Source organism: Gemmata algarum, from assembly GCF_034097035.1.
Lineage (GTDB): Bacteria > Planctomycetota > Planctomycetia > Gemmatales > Gemmataceae > Gemmata > Gemmata algarum.
Genome location: NZ_JAXBLV010000224.1, coordinates 20,405 through 36,322, shown reverse-complemented (window position 1 = coordinate 36,322; position 15,918 = coordinate 20,405). Strand labels below are relative to the sequence as shown.

Below are 15,918 nucleotides of genomic sequence, written 5' to 3'. Positions count from 1 at the left end.
GCTGGTGCAACCTCTGTGGAGCGCGGGCGTCCCGCCCGCCTTGCGACTCGTGCGGATCTGCGACGCGGGTTACCCGAGGCCGATCCTTCTGCGAAGCCAAGCGGGCGGGACGCCCGCGCTCCAGAAATGCCGTCAGCGCCCGCCGAGACGTGCAATAGCGGCCTTGGCTTCTCGTGTGAGCCGGACTGTCGGCTCTCCGGTCGTCAGCCGGTCGAGCATTTTTCGGGCGGCGGGCGTTCCGATACCTTCCAGCACTTCCACCGCCCGAACGTCTCTCAGATCTTCACCGCTCACGGGCGCGGTTAGCGATCGAGCGTTCATCAACGGCGCGATCCGGTTCCGCAACTCGGGCGACGGTTGCCCGGTTAACGCCGCTGTGAGTGCCAGTTCGGCCCGGCTGCCGAGCGCCCGCAGCTCCGTTTCGGCGGCTTCTCGCTGCTTGAAGTCTTCCGAGTCGAGCTGGCGGACGAGGGCCGGCGCGGTCGGCGACGGGGTCGCCGGTTTGAGCCGCTCGTCGAACAATCGCAGCGCGAGATCCGGGGCGTCGATGAGGCGCAGCACGGCCACCCGCGCCGCGCCGGCGTCGGCTTTCTTCAGTGCGTCCCACGCGGCGCCTGCTTCCGCCGGTTCGAGTGCGGTTCGGGACGGCGTTGCGTCCCAGAGCAGGATCGTTCCGTCCATGTGTCCGGTCGCGACGGTCCGCCCGCCCGGTCCGACGGCCAGCGCGGTGGCGAACGGATCGGACGGCCGGACCCGGGGCGTTGAGCCGGCGGCAACGGCGTGAACTTCCTTTCGGGTGGCCAACTCGTAGGTCCGGAACCCGCTGCTTCCGGCAATCACAAGCGTTCTGCCATCGGGTGCAAAGGAGAACCGGGCCGCACCCGTAGTCGGGAACTGGGCGAACGCCCGTGCGGTCGCGATGTCCCACAACTTCACTGGGAAGTCTCCGACCGACTTGGCCGTACCGCTGTCGTCGGTCACCCGCGTGGCCACGGTGCGGCCGTCCGCGGAGAGCATCAGCTCGAGGGTCGGTCGTGAAAGGCCGCTCTTCAAGAGGTCTCGTTCGGTTAACCGCCCGATCTCCTTTCCGGTTGCGGTGGCTACCAGCCGCGCCCCCGGGTGTTCGTGAAGTTGGGGCACGATCGCGCACATCTCGCCGTCCGGTGCAACAGCGGTCACGCACCCGTTGTAACCGACCTGTTCCTCGCGAATAACCTTTCGCTCGGCCAAGTCCCATACCGTGAGATAGTGGCCGGGTGGAATGCGCTCGCGCGCGATGCCGTTATCCGTCAGGGTGACGAGCCGCTTTCCGTCGGGCGTCACCGCCGCCTGCCGGTCCCTGCTCGAACCGTACTGTGGGTAACGTGTGTCGCCTTTATAAATTGTGGCTCCCGTCCCGGACGCGAGGTCCCACACTTTCGGAGGAGCGAGCCCGTCATCGTTCGAAGTGATAAGGGTGCGCCCGTTCGGTGCGAAGGCCATAAGGTCCCCATAGCCTTTCAGCATCCGCTGCCGCACGCGGCCCGATTTCGGGTCCCAGATGTAGTGCGTGTTGTCGGTGGCGGCGGATACGAGAGCTTCGCCACCGGGAGCGAACAGCAGTCGGGTGACGGCTTCGGTGTGGCCCTGATCCCAGGTGACCGGCCACGTCGCCTTTCCGGTCGCGATGTCCCAGCGCTGAACGGTCGGCGCTCGCCAGACGAACCCGGTTTCGTCCGGGGTGAAGGCGAACGTCGTGGGCACCTTCCAGAACCCCACTGTGGCGTCGTGCGGCACCCGGCGCGGGTCGTTCAATTCCCGAACGACGGCCCGCTTGACCGTGTCGTACAGGACCACGCGCCGTTGACCGTGGAACAGGGCCACCAACCGACCGGACGCCGATATGGCCACCGGCCAGTGGCTGTACCGGTCTTGAACCGCCGCACCGTCCCACGCCTGTTCCGCTAGTTTGCTCCCGTCAACCGCCGACCAAAACTCGAACCCGGACCCGTTCGGGGCGGCCACCACGTTCTTGCCGTCGGGTGCAAAAAAGAAGAACGTGAGGGTAGGAAGTTTCTTCTCCCACAGCACCTTGTGGTTCGCGAGATCCCGGCAAACCAACCGCCCGTCTTGCTGATGGGACAGTAGCAACTCTCCGGTCGGAGAGAACAGGTTCCGTGGTTCTCCGAAGCGCGGTCCCTGCGGTTTGAAACTGTCGAGTTCGATCGGCTCATTGCCTTTCGCAAAATCCCATATGCACACCTTCCGCGGTGAGGGTGGGTGGGTTTCCGGCCCGCGAAAGAATGCGATCTTTGTCGTGCCCGAGTGGACATCAAGGGTGTTGACTGGGTCCCGGCCGACCGGGAGCGTGCCGATCAATTTTCCGGTCGCGAGTTCCCACACGCGAATTTCGGCCTTATTTGGTGCCGGATATGCCACTCCGGTCAAGTACCGGCCATCGGCCGCCAGTGCCGTCTGGTAAGTCGGCGGTCCGTCGAGCGATCGAACGTCTCGCGCCGCGCCGGTGACGGCGTCGTAGGTTCGGACGATCAGATCGTCGCCAGCGGTCACCACCGTTTTCCCGTCCGGCGTTACTGCAACATGGGCGTCCGGGGCGCGGTGGCGGCTCGTGCCGAACCGCGCCAGAGCACCGGCCGGGAGCGGGTCGCCGAACCGGTCGATGCGCTCGGCCGATTTCTGAGCCCCCTTTGGGTCGCCTGTTTCGGTCGCGGCCGTTTTCCCGTCCGGTCGTCCGGCGGCTCCGACCAGACCCATCCCGCACGCGACCAAGCTCGCGAAGAGCACGGCCGCCTTCCACCGGCCGCCACCGCCGCCGAGAAGTCCCGACAGGGCAACGGGAGCACGGCCGGACGCAAGATAGGCGACCGCGGCGCGAGCCTGCTGCGACGCATCCGTCGCCCCGGTCACCAGTTCGGTTGCCAGCACGCCGACGCCGGCGGCGGGCAGGCTGATCCCGCGCCGCGCTAGCCGGTCGCGGAGCAGGTTGCGACCGCGCTCCAGCCGCCGCTTGAGCATGGCGAGCGAGCACCCCAGCGCCGCCGCCGCCGCATCGCGGGTGTGCCCCTGGAGGTAGCAGAGCACGAGCGGCCCGCGGACGACCTCGGGTAGTGCTGAAAGTTCTTCGTCCAGCGCGCGGCAGATCTCGCTCCAAGCGGCGGCCGTGTGAGGGTCCGGTTCGGACACCGGGCTGTCGGTGGGTTCCGCAACGGGTGTTCGCGGGGCGGCTTTCCGGGCCAGCCGTACCGCGGTCGCGTGCAGCCACGGGCCGACGGTCGGCCCCCACGGACCTGTTGCGGCTTTTTGGGCGAGGACCAGAAACGTAGCTTGGCACACGTCTTCGGTCGCGTGAACGTCACCGAGACAGCGGCGGGCCGTTCCGCGCACCAGCCGGCCGTGCCGCACAACCAGTTCCGCGAACGCGGCCTCGTCGCGGTCGGCAGCGAAACGGGCGAGCAGTTCGGCATCGGTGGGCCGTGCGGCGTTGGAACCGAGTCGGCACAGTGCGGTTGCGCGACGGAACTCGAGGCGCGGCATCGCGGCTCCTTCGTACTGAGAGGCTACCCGATGTTAATGCCGAATTGAGGAGCGGCCGGCGCAAGAAATATCACGCCCGACTTCGACGGTCATGTTGTCGCGCCCCGAATGCGAACAGGCCAGGGGGTGTGCCCCTGGCCTGCGCTGGTGTTCGGGTGAGACGATCGGCGTGCTACCGGAAACGACAGGTCAACCGCACCGCCGGTTCCGCTTCTGCCGGCGGTCCGCTACTTCATTAGCAGCGTGGCGCCGATGTACACGATCACCATCAGCACGATGGCGACCGCGATCAGCCCGATGGTGCCGGCGTTGCCCTTCCCCCGGGGCTCTGACGCTTCTTCGGCCCATGCCGGTTCCGCGTCCGGAAGCTCTTCCAGCTCCGGGGGCGGCATCGGCTTCGCGGGCCGGGCCGGGCGCATTGGCTCCGGACGCCCGGTCGTCGCGCCGCGGGTCGGCAGCTTCGGCATCGGGCGGCCCAGTTCCGGCGGGGTGTGCGAACGGGCGGCCGCGCCGCCTTCGGTCTCGTCGCTCACCGCGGGCAGGTTGAACGACGCCCGGCTCGGCACGCCGCCACGGGACGCCGGCGGCTGCGGGGTCTGGGCGCTCGGGGGCACGATCATGGAACTCGACGCCGGGTTGGACCGCATGCCCGATCCACCTGGGTTCGATCGGCTCGGGAGCGTGATCTTCGCCCCCGGGTTCGAGCGGTTGCCCAGACCCGGCATCCGCCCGCCCGACTGGCTGTTCGGGGGCGTGCGGGCGCCGCTGCCGCCCGGCCCGTTCAGTTGGTTGAGGTCGCCCAGGAACGGTTCCAGCGCCTCGACCAGTTCGTCGCACCCGCTGTAGCGCTCTTCCGGGGTCTTCGCCATGAGCCGCTGCACGACGGCGACGAGGCCGGCCGGCACGTTCGGAACCAGCTCGCGGATCGGCGTCGGTTCCTTCGTCTGGTGGGCCATCATCTTTTCGACCGCCGACCCCTCGGGGAACGGCACGTGCCCGGTCAGAGAGTAGTACAGTACGCACCCGAGGCTGTACTGGTCGCCCGCCGGGGTCCGGTTGGTCGGCTCCATAATGCTCTCGGGGCTGGCGCAGTCCAGCCCGCTGGTGAGCGTGTTGGCGGTGGACATGGTGTCCACCAGGCTCTCGCCCTCGTTCTCGACCAACAAAGAGCCGATGCCGAAGTCGAGGATGCGGGCCTGGTTGTCGCTGCCGATCATGACGTTCGACGGCTTCACCAGCCCGTGGAACAGGTTGTTCTGGTGGGCCACGGTGAGCCCCTGGGCGACCTGCACCGCGTAGAGCGCGGCGGTGGCGGGCGCCAGTTTGCCGTGGTGCTGGATCAGGGATTCGAGGGTGTTGCCTTCGACCAGCGGCCACGCGAGGTAGTGCAGCCCCCCGGCGGTGCCGACGTCCACGAACGGGACCACGGCCGGGTGCTCGAACGTGGCGAACGACCGCACCTGGCGGCGGGCCAAGCGCACGTTCCACATGCTGCGCCGCGGTAACACCTTGACCGCGTAGAAGTTGCTGTCGTTCTTGGAGCTGGCCTTGTACACCTGCCCCATGCTCCCGGAGCCGATCGCGTCCAGCAGCACGTACGGCCCGAGCACCAGCCCCTGGCTCTTGCCGTTCAGGATGCGCTCGGCCTGGAACGCCGTGAGGGTGCCCTGATCGACGAGGAACTCGGCCAGCGCGGGGGCCTCGGCGCGCGGGTTCCGCTTGAGGAACTCGCCGACGATCTGGTCGAGGGGGCCGCGGTCGATCAGCCCGCTGCGCCGCAGGTCCCACACGAACCACTCGCACGCGCCGAGGTCGCTCGTCACCATTTGAGAATCGTCCTTACGGAGTGTGCCGGTGCGCTGCCGCCGGCGTTGTGTTCGCGGGTCCGGTTTCGGCCCGCGCGACGGATTTCGCGTCTCACCGGAGCAGAGCGCAGGTACGCAAAATTAGGGCGCCTTTCGGAACTGTCAAACTCGCCCCCGCCCGTTTTCAGGTGCAACCCGATCCCCTATCCTGAACCCGAACGAGTGGCGGCACCGGCGCGTCTTCCCCGTAATGAACGGCCGGCACGGACCGGGCCGCACCGCTCGCCGACCGCTACGCGCCCCAAAGGTGGACCGACACATGCCTCCCCAGCCATACGACCCGTGCCCGTGCGGCAGCGGTAAGAAGTTCAAGTGGTGCTGTGCGTCGTACTTCGACACCGTCGAGAAGGCGTTCGAGCAGGAGCGGCAGGGGCAACACGAGGCGGCGCTCCAAACCATGCAGGCGCTCACCAAGGCGCGCCCGGACAACCCGTCGGTGTGGGGGTACTACGCCCAGTTCCTGTACAACGCCCAGCAGCCCGATAAGGCGGAGGAGGCCGTTGACGAGGCCCTGCGGCTGAACCCGGACTCGGGCATGGCGCACTTCCTGCGCGGCCAGTTCCGCGAGAACGAGGGCGAGCTGCTCGGCGCGCTGCTGCTGTTCCGCAAGGCCGCCGAGGCCTACGACCCCGAGTCCCACGAGCAGCTCGCGCAAGTGTACTTCAAGATCTACCAGTACGAGGCGACGGTGCTGAACCGGCCGGTCGCCGCGCGGGCGGCGCTGGAGCGGGTGATCCACTTCCAGCCCACGGACGCGGAGCTGCGGCAGCAGTTCGAGGTCGAGTTCGGCCCCGAAGGGCCGTACCCGGCCGCGGCGTCCAAAAAGTACAAGTTCCGCCCCACCGCGAAGCCGGTGCCCGAGGCCGCCGCGACCGGGAAGCTGTCCGACGCGCGTAAGGCGTTCGAGGACCTCACCAAGCTCACCCCGGACGACCCGGCCGCGTGGTTCAACCTGGGGCTGGTGCTGGCGTGGCTGGGCGAGCAGCCGCGGGCGGTCGCGGTGCTGGTCAAGTCGCTGGAGTTCGAGACCGACGACCACCGCGCCGAAGAGGCCGGCGCGCTGGCGGAGGTGCTCCGCTGCGGCGCGGGGATGGAGAACGACACCGACCACATCTCGCACACGTTCGTCCTGCGGATCCGCGACGCGCAGGCGGTGATGAACCTGCTCCGCGCCTACGACCAGGCGCGCAAGCTGCGCAACATGCGCGCCGACCAGGAGAGCGGGATGCTGTTCGGCCTGCTGGTCGAGGAGCTGCCCTCGCTCCTGGCCGTCGGGGCGGTGACGATGGCCAAGATCGCCGCGCGGCTGGTGGTGAGCAACGGGTCGATCTTCCTGAGCCACCCGAACCGCGAGTCCGTGGCGAAGGCGGCCGACGAGATCTACGCCGCGCTGCAACTGGCCGTCGAGCAGCCGGTCGCCGGCCAGAACCCGCTCAACTTCCGCGACGTGGTGCTGGAGGCGATGGCCCAGCCGACCGCCAGCGGCGACCTGAACGCGGCCGAGGCCAAGCTCCGCGACCACGCGGCCAACTACTTCGAAGGCGTCTGGCTCCACCGCCCGCTGAAGGCGCTGAGCGGCAACGCCCCCATCGAGGCGGTGGGCAGCAAGGTCCTGCGCAAGCACGTGTTCGGGGTGGTGAAGTTCCTCGAAGACTGCTTGAAGCTGGCGGCGCCCAGCAAGCAGGTGGGGCAGGAGGTCGTGCCCATCGAGATGTACAACTTCGCGAACCTGCGGCACAAACTGAACCTGGAGTACGTGACCGCCGACCCGCCGAAGGTCCACGTGCCCGAGGACAAGAAGGACGAGCCCGCCCCGGCCCCGCGGGCCGCGGCCCCGGCGCCCGCGCCCGAGCCGAAGAAGCGCGACATCGGCGCGATGAACACGCCCGAACTGGCGGCGCTCGACGTGGCGACCCTGTCGGTCGGTGAACTGGAACAGGCGATGCTGGCGGCCGTCAAGTTGAAGGCGCACGAACTGGCCGTCGCGTTCGCACAGGCCGGGCTGCTGAAGCCGTTCGACGCGGCCAACCCGGACCGGTACCGGCTGTACGCGACCGCTATCACCGGGGCCGCCGCCAACGGCGACACGGCCCGCGCCGGCGAGCTGATCGACGAGGGCACGAAGTACGACGCCGAGCACAACGGCGGCCAGCGGGGGACGGACTACCAGCTCCGGAAGATCGCACTGTTCGTGAAGGTCAAGGACGCGGAAAAAGCGGCGGCGGAGTACAGCGCCCTGCTGGCCGCGCACCCGGACGAGGGCAAGTTCTACGCCAGCGCCGCTGAGGACATGCTGCGGTTGAAGAACGGCGAGAAGGCGCTCCAGTTCGCCGAAGGCGGACTGGAAGCGGCCCGCCGCACCGGCAACCGCGACCTCGAAGGGCACTGCTCCGAACTGGTCGCCGCCGCGCAAAAGGCGAAGTGATCGGGCCGTGTGCTTTGGTGCACCATCGGCCCCGGCCGGCTCTCAATGAGGAGGGCCGGCCGGGCCGATTTATGCGCCCGTATTGGCGATGGTTTGCAATGATCGCCGCGTGCGGCTTCGTGGTCGGTGGCACTGTGCCGCCGACGCGGGTCGTTAACCGAACAGTTGTTGGACCGGAGTCCCGTCGGCGACCCGCCACGGGCGGCCCGTGGGGTCCTGGATCTCGGTCGCCGGGTCGATTCCCAGGGCGAGATAGACGGTTGCGGTCAGATCGGCGGGCGACACCGGGTTGGACGCCGGGTCGGCCCCGATGCGGTCGCTCGCTCCGTAGACCGCGCCGCCCCGAACGCCGCCCCCGGCGAGCACCGCCGAGTAGCACCGGGGCCAGTGCTGCCGGCCCCCGTTCTCCACCCGCGGCGTGCGCCCGAACTCGCCCACCCACACCACGAGCGTTTCGTCCAGAAGGCCGCGCGCGGTCAGGTCGTCCAGCAGGGCGGCGAAGGCCGCGTCGGCCGGCGGCATGAGCCGGGTCTTGAGCGACGGGAAGTTGTTCCCGTGGGTGTCCCAGAACGCCCGCCCGTCGTCGGGCCAGTTGACCGTCACCAGCCGGGTGCCGGCCTCGACCAGCCGGCGGGCGAGCAGGCAACTCTGCCCGTGGGGGTGTCGCCCGTACTTGTCCCGCACCTGCGCCGGCTCGCGCGACAGGTCGAACGCCGTCGAGACGGCCGGGGCGAGGAGCAAATCGAGGGCCTTGCCCTGGAGCCCGGTGAAGCCCGCGCCCGAGCCGCCGGTCCGGTCCAGGTGGCGGGACAGTTCGGCCCGACTCCGGAGCCGGTGGGGGGACACGTCGCCGGGCGCCGACAGCCCGGCCACGGCGAACGACTCCAGGTTCGGGTTTCCGGTGACGAGGAACGGGTCCGTGCCGGAGCCCAGCCACCCGCCGTTCTGGCCCGGCGCGGTGCCGCCCGGCGCGGACGGGTGGGACACCGCCCAGGGGAGCGTGACGGCGGAGGGCATCGCCCCGGCCGCGGGTGCCAGCTTGTGGACGACGGCCCCGAGGCACGGGGCGTCGCCCCGGCTCGCCCCGTCGGCGTCGGAGTTGGGCCGGGGCGCGACCCGGCCGGTCATCAGGTGATGCACGGGGGACAGGTGCGCGGGGTCGGTGTGCGTCATCGACCGCACCACCGCGTACTGGTGCGCGCGGGCCGCCAGCCGGGGAAAGTGCTCCCCGATCCGGAGCCCCGGTACGGCGGTCGCGATCGATTCGAACGCCCCGCGCACCTCGAGCGGGGCGGCGGGCTTGGGGTCCCAGGTGTCGAGGTGGCTCGGCCCGCCCCACATGAACAGCAGAATGACGGACCGGGCGCGGCCCTTCGGGGCCGCGCCGGGGCGCGCCTGGAGCACGTCCGTGAGTCCGAACCCGAGCGGAGCAAGGGCACCGACCCGTAACATTTCGCGGCGCGACAATCCACGACAGGGCCGGGGGGGCGGTGTGGTCATGAGCGTTCCTCGGTCGTCATCGAGAAGCGAAGTCGGTGGGAGCGGCTGGTTGAACGCATCACAAGCGGTTCAACGCAGCGGCCGGTCGGTGGGAGGCTAAAGCCCGTGGTCCAATTCGGTGTGCGGGGCCGGTTCGGCCGTGCGCGGTGTCGGTTCGCGGAGCGAGGCGGGATGTTAAGACTCTCGCAAGCAATCGCCTTGCGGTCAAGTGACTTTCGGTCGCCGGCTGCATTTTGTCCAGCGAAACTGTTCATTTCGCGCCGCCGGCCGAAAGTTCGGCCGGGCCAGGGATTCGGTTCTCGGTGATCCGAACCCAGCAAGTAAGGCTCTTTACAGTTACCACCGCAGTTTGAACACCGGGACGAGCTGTGTAAACTCTGTTCACGAGGAGCCCCACCGATGGCAGGTCCGCGCAAGACGTTCGCGAAAGCAACGACCGATCCGCAACTCGTCGAACGGGTGCGCGTGGTTCTGGACGGAACCCGGAGCGTGGTCGAGAAAAAGCTGTTCGGTGGGATCGCGTGGCTGCTGAACGGGAACGTGTGCGTGGGCGTGTGGCAGCGCTGGCTGATCGCCCGGCTCGGTGGCGACGATGTTGCGGCCCTTCGTGATCCCAACGTGCGCCCGTTCGACATCACCGGTAAGCCCATGAGGGGGTGGGTGAAGGTCGAGCCGGCCGGGTGCGCCACCGACGACGAGCTTCGCGACTGGGTTCAGCAGTGCGTGGCGTTCGTGCGCACGTTATCTGTGAAGTAGCCAACGAACCTCCGCGGCCGGCTCCGTGTCCGAAGCACACGACACGGAGCAACGCATGTATCCCAAACGCAGTCGGGCCGCCACGATCGCACGCGACACGCTCGACATCATCGCCGCGGGGCGGTACCAGAACCGACGCGGCGAGACGGTTCCCATTGCCCACCTTGTTGAGGCGGCCCGCGACGGCACACGCACCTACCCGCCCGACGAACCGCTCCCGCGGTTCGATCCCTCGGGCGTCGCCGGCGTTTTCGAGACGGTCAACGACACGACGCTCGCGGCCTCGCACCAACTCGTTAGAGAGGGCTTCCGGCCGGTCGCGCTCAACTTCGCGAGTGCCCGTCACCCCGGCGGCGGCTTCCTCGGCGGCGCCCGCGCGCAAGAGGAATCGTTGTGCCGTGCGTCGGCGCTGTACGCGTGCATCAACGGCAACCCGATGTACCGCGACCACGCCCACACCGGGGGCGGGTTCTACACGAACTACGCCATCTACTCGCCCGCCGTGCCGGTGCTCAAGGATGATGAGGGCGAACTGCTCGACGAGCCGTATTTGTGCGCGTTCGTAACGAGCCCCGCCGTCAACGTCGGCGCGATCCGCGATTCCGAGCGGCGCCTGGTGCGGGACGAGATGCGTGAGCGGATCGATAAAGTGCTGACGCTGATGGCGGGGCACGGGCACGACGCGGTTGTGCTCGGCGCGTGGGGCTGCGGGGTGTTCAAGAACGAGCCCGATGCCATTGCCGAGCTGTTCGCGAAGGCACTGCGGGGGCGGTTCGGGGGCTGCTTCGCGAAGGTCGTGTTCGCGGTGCTCGACTCGTCGGCCGAGGGGCGGTTCATCGGCCCGTTTGCGAAGCGGTTCGGGTCGCACGCGCCGCCGGTGTAACCCGGGAGTCAAACGTCCGCGACCGACCGCCACACGCCGTCCCCTCCGAGCACCTCGTGGGGCCGGAACCGGCCCTTGTACTCCAGCGACCGGCACCCCTTCACATAGTAACCCAGGTACACGTGCGGTAGGTTCTGTTCGCCCGCCACGCGCAGGGCCGAGAGCACGTTGAACGTGCCCAGCGAGCGCGCCCGCTCGTCCGGGTCGTGGAAGAAGTAAATCAGCGACAGCCCCTCGGGGAACCGGTCGACGTACCCCACCCCCACCAGCTTCTCGCCCAGGTAGTAGCACCACTCCTGCGTCATGAATGGGTTGTCCACGAACGACTCGGCGTAGTCCGCGGCGCTCTTCGGGCCGTGGTCGTTCCAGCCCACGTGGTCGCTCTGGAACGCGTGGAACCGGTCGTACAGGTCGAGCTTGTCGTCCGTCACCTCGGGCGTGCCGATCTCGAGCCGCACGTCCCCCGCGTTGGCCGCGAGGCAGCGGCGCTGCGACCGGTCGGGCTTGAACGCGGCCACCGGCACCCGCAACGACTGGCACGCGGTGCAGGACGGGCACGTCGGGCGGAACAGCGAGAACCCGAACCGCCGCCACCCGGCCTTCAACCGCTCCTGGTACTCCGCGGCCGTCATTCGGGCGACGATCTCGTAGGTGAGCGCCGCGCGCCGGTCCGGCAGGTAGCTGCACGTGCTCGGCGGGCTGGTGAAAACCAACAGCGATTCCATGCGCACCCCGGTTGCGAACGCTCACCCGAACGGGAACCCGCGTGCCGAAATTGTAATTGGCCGCCCGCGCCGCGCGAGCGCGAAATCGGCCCGGCGGGCGGTTGTGTGCGCCCGCCGGGCGACGCATATTACACCGAGCACCCGCTGCGAGGCGCCCGATGCCGTTCGACCCGCAACTGTCCGCCCGCGCCGCCACCCGCGACTATTTCGTCCGGCGGGCCGAGCGGTTCCCCGGACTCGTCGCCCTGCTGGACGAGTTCCTCGCAGACCCCACGCTTGGTCGCGCGTCGCACCTGCTCCGGGCGTACTTCCGCGCCCACCGCGTCGGCGACGTTGAGGCGCTGCGCGCCCTCACCTGGACCTTCGCCGACAAACGGGTCGTCCGCGCGGTCGTCGATTCCGTGCTCGCGGACGAAGAGGCGCTGAAGGCGATCGCGGCCCGTTCGTACCCGCACCCGATCGGGTTCGACAAGCTCGTGCTCGCCGACGACCGCGCGGCGGGGTTCAAGCTGCGGCTCCACGTGTACTGGCGCGGGGCGAACTTCGCGTCGCTCGAGCGGCTCCACCTGCACCGGTTCGAGATGGCGTCGGCGGTCGTGACCGGCGAGCTGACCAACCACGTCTGGCGCGTCACGGGGTTCCGGCCGTCCGGCGATCTGCTCGCGGCCGTGGACCTCGCGCCCGCGGACCCGCTCCGGGCGAACACCCGTCGCACCACGCCCGTGTACGCGGGCTACCGGCGCGACGCCGGCGGGGCGCTCCGCAAAACGTACCTCGGCGAGGCGACGATCGAGCGCGGCGCGTCCGAGACGTTCACGTCGGGCGACGCCTACGCGCAACCGCTCGAAGACGCGCACTTCGTGGAGACGAACGCCGAGACCGGGTTCGCCAACGGCGACTTCTGCTCCACAATCTACGTCCACGGGCCGGCGCTGGTCGACCGGGCCGGGCGGGCGCTACCGGTACTGTTCGAGGACGCGCGGCTCCCGGACGACGACGCGACCGTGCCCACGATCCCGGCCCTCGCGGTCGAGCAGTTGCGCGGCTGCCTCGTCCGGTACCGCGACACGCTGACCGAGATCCTGGGCTTCTACGACTGGCTGTACGACCCGAAGCACGGGCGGAACCTGTCGGTCGGGATGATCGCCGGGTACCTGCTGTGCGAGGAGTTCCGCACCCCGCACGCGATCGACGTGTTCGAGCGGCGCTACGACGACTGCACGGGCGTACTGGACCGCTACGAGGGGGTGTTGAGCGACGTGCTCGACGGCCGCACCGACCGGCTCAGCGACGCCGACCGGAGCACCCGGTACGTGCGGCTGCTGGTGGCGAAGGCCCGGGCGCACCCGGACGGCCCGCGGGCGTGGCTCGGCGAATACGGCTCGCTGCGGAAAGAGATGTGGCGGTACTTCGGGGCGCTCCGCGGGGAGGTGAGCCCGCGCATCACGGTGCTGAAGCCGATCTGGGACGGCGTGGTGAAGCGGAAGCTCCCGGGGGGCATGCACTACGGGCACGTCGGGGCGATGATCGAGGCCGCGTTCGAGGCCAACGCCATCGCCATGCGGCACTTCGAGGCGCATTCGCTCGGCCCGCGCGGCGGCGCCGGCGAACTGGTCGCGACGTTCAAGGACGAGCACAACATCGCGAGCGCCGTGGACGACGAGATCGAGGAGCGGGTTCGGCAGGTGCTGCACGCGCACTACCCCGCGTACCGGTTTTGCGGCGAAGAGCACGGGGACGCCGACGACACCGCGCCGGTCGCCGGCGCACGCCGCTTTCTGGTGGACCCGCTCGACGGGACGCGCAACTTCCTGGGCCGGCGGCAGGAGTTCGGCGTTTCGCTCGCGTGCCAGGAGTGGACCGGGGCCGGGTGGTCCACCACCGACGCCGTGGTGAGCCACCCGGCTTCGGGGCGCATTTTTTGGGCCGAGCGCGGCCAGGGTGCGTTCGTGATCGAGCGCAACGACTTCGAGCACCGGGGGGCGGCGTTCGCGGCGCCGGTGGACGCCGCCGAGCCGCTCCGCAACCAGATCATCGATTACTCGGCCCGCGGGCTCGACCTGGGTGCCCAGACGGAGGTGTTCCGCGAACTGGTGGTGCGGAACGCGGCGGTGCGCAACAGCGGGTCGGTGGCGCTCATCCTGGCGTACATGGCCGGGAGCGGCGGGGCCGGGGCGATCATCACCGCGAACGACTACGACGTGGCGGCCGGGGTGCTGATCGCGCACGAGGCGGGGGCGTGCGTGTCGCAACTGGTGTTCAAGTCCGGTGGCGAAGAGCGGACGTGTACGGTGGCGGGTGCGGTGGACCGGATTCACGGCGCCCTGGCGGCCCTGGTGCGGGAGCAAATCGCCAAGCACGGCGGCGAATTACTGGGCGAGACGCCTGTCCCCCCACAGGTGTAAGCGCGGGGCGGGGACAACTCGGATCGCCGCGGCGCCCGTCCTCGGAAACCGTTACGGCACTGAAATCGGAACCGTGGGCATGGTCCGGAGCCGGGTTCCCGTTCGCGTCCCGTTCAATTTGAAGGTGACGGCACCGAGATCGGAACCGTGGGCATGGTCCGGAGCCGGGAGCTACCGCGGGCGTAGTCGCCGTCGCACGGGCTGAGCGCCGGCGGGGAGTACATCCAGTTCGGCCCGCCCTCGCCGTCGCGCCGGCCCTCTTCGTACAGCCGCTTCATCAGGTCCTGGTCGAAGCTGACGGCCGAATCGGGCTGAATGTGCGCGTCCTGGCTCAGCGCGATCATGTGGTACCGCATCCCGGCGTACCGCGCCTGCCAGTACATGTTCGCCAGCTCCGCCCGGCAGTGGGCCGCCAGCAGAGCCGCGGTGCTGGCCCCGAGCACCGGGAGGATGCGCCGCCGCACCGGCCCTTCGTCCGGGTACAGCTTCCCGGCCACGATGGCGTAGAACCCCGCGCCCGCGAACGCCGGCGGCTCGCCCGGCTCGGGCGCGGCGCTCATGAACACGTTCGGCGGGACGAACAGCGGCGCGGTGATGCCGCCGTCGGTGTGGTACTCGGTGACCTGCTGCCCGTCGACCTCGATGCGGAACGGCACCGGCGGGGCCACGCCCGGGATCGATGCGGACGCCAGCAGCACGTCGCGGAACAGCGCGCACCCCTCAGAGGGCGGCCGGCACGCGATCGCGCCCATGTCCCAGATGACCGTCCGCTTGGTGCGCAGGTCCGTCGTACCGACGTACAGCCGGCGGCCCTTCCGGTGCTCCGCGGCGATCGCCGCCATGAGGTCCTGGTTGACCTGCGATTCGATCAGCTTTTTGAGCGGGGCGGAGGTGGCGAGGGCGTCGCGGAACGGGATCGTGATCCACGCCCGGGCGCGGAAAATGTCCTCGGCGCGCACCCCCGTGTAGAGCTTCATCGATTGCGCGTCGTAGTGGCTGCCCAGGAACGCGAACGGGGCGATCAGCGCGCCGGTGCTGGTCCCGGTGACCACGTCGAACTCGGGCCGCAGCCCGGTCCGGCTCCACCCGTCGAGGACGCCGGCGGAGTACGCGCCGTAGAGCCCGCCGCTGGACAGGGCGAGCACGTGCCGGGGCTTGCGCAGCCCCGCGTCGAGGTCCGACGGGTTCGCCAGCACCGCCCCCGGTGGGACGATCACCGGGCCGTCGGCGGACGCCATCGCCCGGTGGGGGCGGGGGGACGTGCCGTCGGGGCGCGGCGCCGGCGCGCATCCGAGGAGTGCCGCCAGACCGATGACGGGGAGCACGAAGATCGCCCAGCGGGCGCAACCGCGCAACGTGACCATGCTCGCTCCGTACCCGCGACCGGGTGCGGTGTCAACGCGGTTTTCAGCGCGATAACGCCTCGCCGAGCGTGTGAGCCATGACGCAATTTTCCCTAATTTGCGTTGCCAGGGTGGCCGAAGCACCGTATTCTTCTTCCAACGCACCGCGTTCGCGCGGTCGTTTTGAAAATTAAAGTTGGTGAGTATCTTATCCAGAGTGGCTGAGGGGCCAGGCCCGACGACGCCACAGCAACCGGTCCGTTTCGATCCGAGCACACAACTCGGATCTCGGATGCAGGTGCTAACTCCTGCCCGGCAAACGCCATCGTCCCCCGAACTGGGACGGGGTATGGCCGGGGAAGATAAGATCTCGCGTGGGGCCGTTCTTTACGGCCCCGCCGTACTCTTATCTCACCACCCAGCCGCACACAGGACCGTGTCGCGGCGCATCTGGCTAAGCACTCACCCCGAAACGAAATCGA

At 69.3% G+C, this 15,918-nt stretch carries 9 protein-coding genes and 1 riboswitch; of the genes, 4 read left to right on the top strand and 5 right to left on the bottom strand.

The genetic code is table 11. The features are described 5' to 3' along the window. Positions 1 to 132: 132 nt before the first annotated feature. Positions 133 to 3,534 carry a sigma factor-like helix-turn-helix DNA-binding protein gene (locus tag R5W23_RS27795; RefSeq protein WP_320689182.1) on the bottom strand — a complete coding sequence of 1,134 codons (3,402 nt, stop codon included), beginning with the start codon at positions 3,532 to 3,534 and terminating at the stop codon, positions 133 to 135. Between the two features lie 227 nt (positions 3,535 to 3,761). Then, entirely contained in the window at positions 3,762 to 5,360 is a 1,599-nt protein-coding gene (locus R5W23_RS27790; protein ID WP_320689181.1) for a serine/threonine protein kinase, read from the bottom strand. A gap of 298 nt (positions 5,361 to 5,658) precedes the next feature. Between R5W23_RS27790 and R5W23_RS27785 the strand changes: the two genes are divergently transcribed. Further along, positions 5,659 to 7,824, top strand: coding sequence for a tetratricopeptide repeat protein (locus R5W23_RS27785; protein WP_320689180.1), 2,166 nt, complete (start codon positions 5,659 to 5,661; stop codon positions 7,822 to 7,824). A gap of 153 nt (positions 7,825 to 7,977) precedes the next feature. Here R5W23_RS27785 and R5W23_RS27780 read toward each other — a convergent pair whose 3' ends face one another. Beyond that, on the bottom strand, positions 7,978 to 9,324 hold the full coding sequence (locus R5W23_RS27780) for a DUF1501 domain-containing protein (protein ID WP_320689179.1): 1,347 nt from the start codon (positions 9,322 to 9,324) through the stop codon (positions 7,978 to 7,980). Positions 9,325 to 9,723: 399 nt separating this feature from the next. Between R5W23_RS27780 and R5W23_RS27775 the strand changes: the two genes are divergently transcribed. Together R5W23_RS27775 and R5W23_RS27770 are read left to right on the top strand one after the other, a co-directional pair. Further along, complete coding sequence (locus R5W23_RS27775; RefSeq protein ID WP_320689178.1) at positions 9,724 to 10,080, top strand: TfoX/Sxy family protein; 357 nt, start codon at positions 9,724 to 9,726, stop codon at positions 10,078 to 10,080. 55 nt (positions 10,081 to 10,135) lie between these two features. Beyond that, a complete protein-coding gene (locus R5W23_RS27770; RefSeq protein ID WP_320689177.1) occupies positions 10,136 to 10,963 on the top strand; it encodes a TIGR02452 family protein in 828 nt (275 codons plus the stop codon). 8 nt (positions 10,964 to 10,971) lie between these two features. Here R5W23_RS27770 and R5W23_RS27765 read toward each other — a convergent pair whose 3' ends face one another. Further along, entirely contained in the window at positions 10,972 to 11,688 is a 717-nt protein-coding gene (locus R5W23_RS27765) for an arginyltransferase (RefSeq protein ID WP_320689176.1), read from the bottom strand. Positions 11,689 to 11,846: 158 nt separating this feature from the next. On the opposite strand from R5W23_RS27765, the gene R5W23_RS27760 reads away from it, so the two are divergent. Then, the gene (locus R5W23_RS27760) at positions 11,847 to 14,093 is read left to right on the top strand and encodes an inositol monophosphatase family protein (protein WP_320689175.1); all 2,247 of its coding nucleotides are present in this window, start codon (positions 11,847 to 11,849) and stop codon (positions 14,091 to 14,093) included. 113 nt (positions 14,094 to 14,206) lie between these two features. Here the strand turns inward: R5W23_RS27760 and R5W23_RS27755 are convergent, their stop codons facing one another. Beyond that, the gene (locus R5W23_RS27755) at positions 14,207 to 15,457 is read right to left on the bottom strand and encodes a patatin-like phospholipase family protein (RefSeq protein WP_320689173.1); all 1,251 of its coding nucleotides are present in this window, start codon (positions 15,455 to 15,457) and stop codon (positions 14,207 to 14,209) included. Between the two features lie 184 nt (positions 15,458 to 15,641). Next, a riboswitch (SAM riboswitch) is annotated at positions 15,642 to 15,805 on the top strand. Positions 15,806 to 15,918: the final 113 nt, after the last annotated feature.

Bases quoted from the DNA above. Each gene is read 5' to 3' on its own strand.
- R5W23_RS27795 (WP_320689182.1), bottom strand. From the start codon at position 3,534: ATGCCGCGCCTCGAGTTCCGTCGCGCAACCGCACTGTGCCGACTCGGT.
- R5W23_RS27765 (WP_320689176.1), bottom strand. From the start codon at position 11,688: ATGGAATCGCTGTTGGTTTTCACCAGCCCGCCGAGCACGTGCAGCTAC.
- R5W23_RS27785 (WP_320689180.1), top strand. From the start codon at position 5,659: ATGCCTCCCCAGCCATACGACCCGTGCCCGTGCGGCAGCGGTAAGAAG.
- R5W23_RS27760 (WP_320689175.1), top strand. From the start codon at position 11,847: ATGCCGTTCGACCCGCAACTGTCCGCCCGCGCCGCCACCCGCGACTAT.
- R5W23_RS27790 (WP_320689181.1), bottom strand. From the start codon at position 5,360: ATGGTGACGAGCGACCTCGGCGCGTGCGAGTGGTTCGTGTGGGACCTG.
- R5W23_RS27770 (WP_320689177.1), top strand. From the start codon at position 10,136: ATGTATCCCAAACGCAGTCGGGCCGCCACGATCGCACGCGACACGCTC.
- R5W23_RS27755 (WP_320689173.1), bottom strand. From the start codon at position 15,457: ATGGTCACGTTGCGCGGTTGCGCCCGCTGGGCGATCTTCGTGCTCCCC.
- R5W23_RS27775 (WP_320689178.1), top strand. From the start codon at position 9,724: ATGGCAGGTCCGCGCAAGACGTTCGCGAAAGCAACGACCGATCCGCAA.
- R5W23_RS27780 (WP_320689179.1), bottom strand. From the start codon at position 9,324: ATGACCACACCGCCCCCCCGGCCCTGTCGTGGATTGTCGCGCCGCGAA.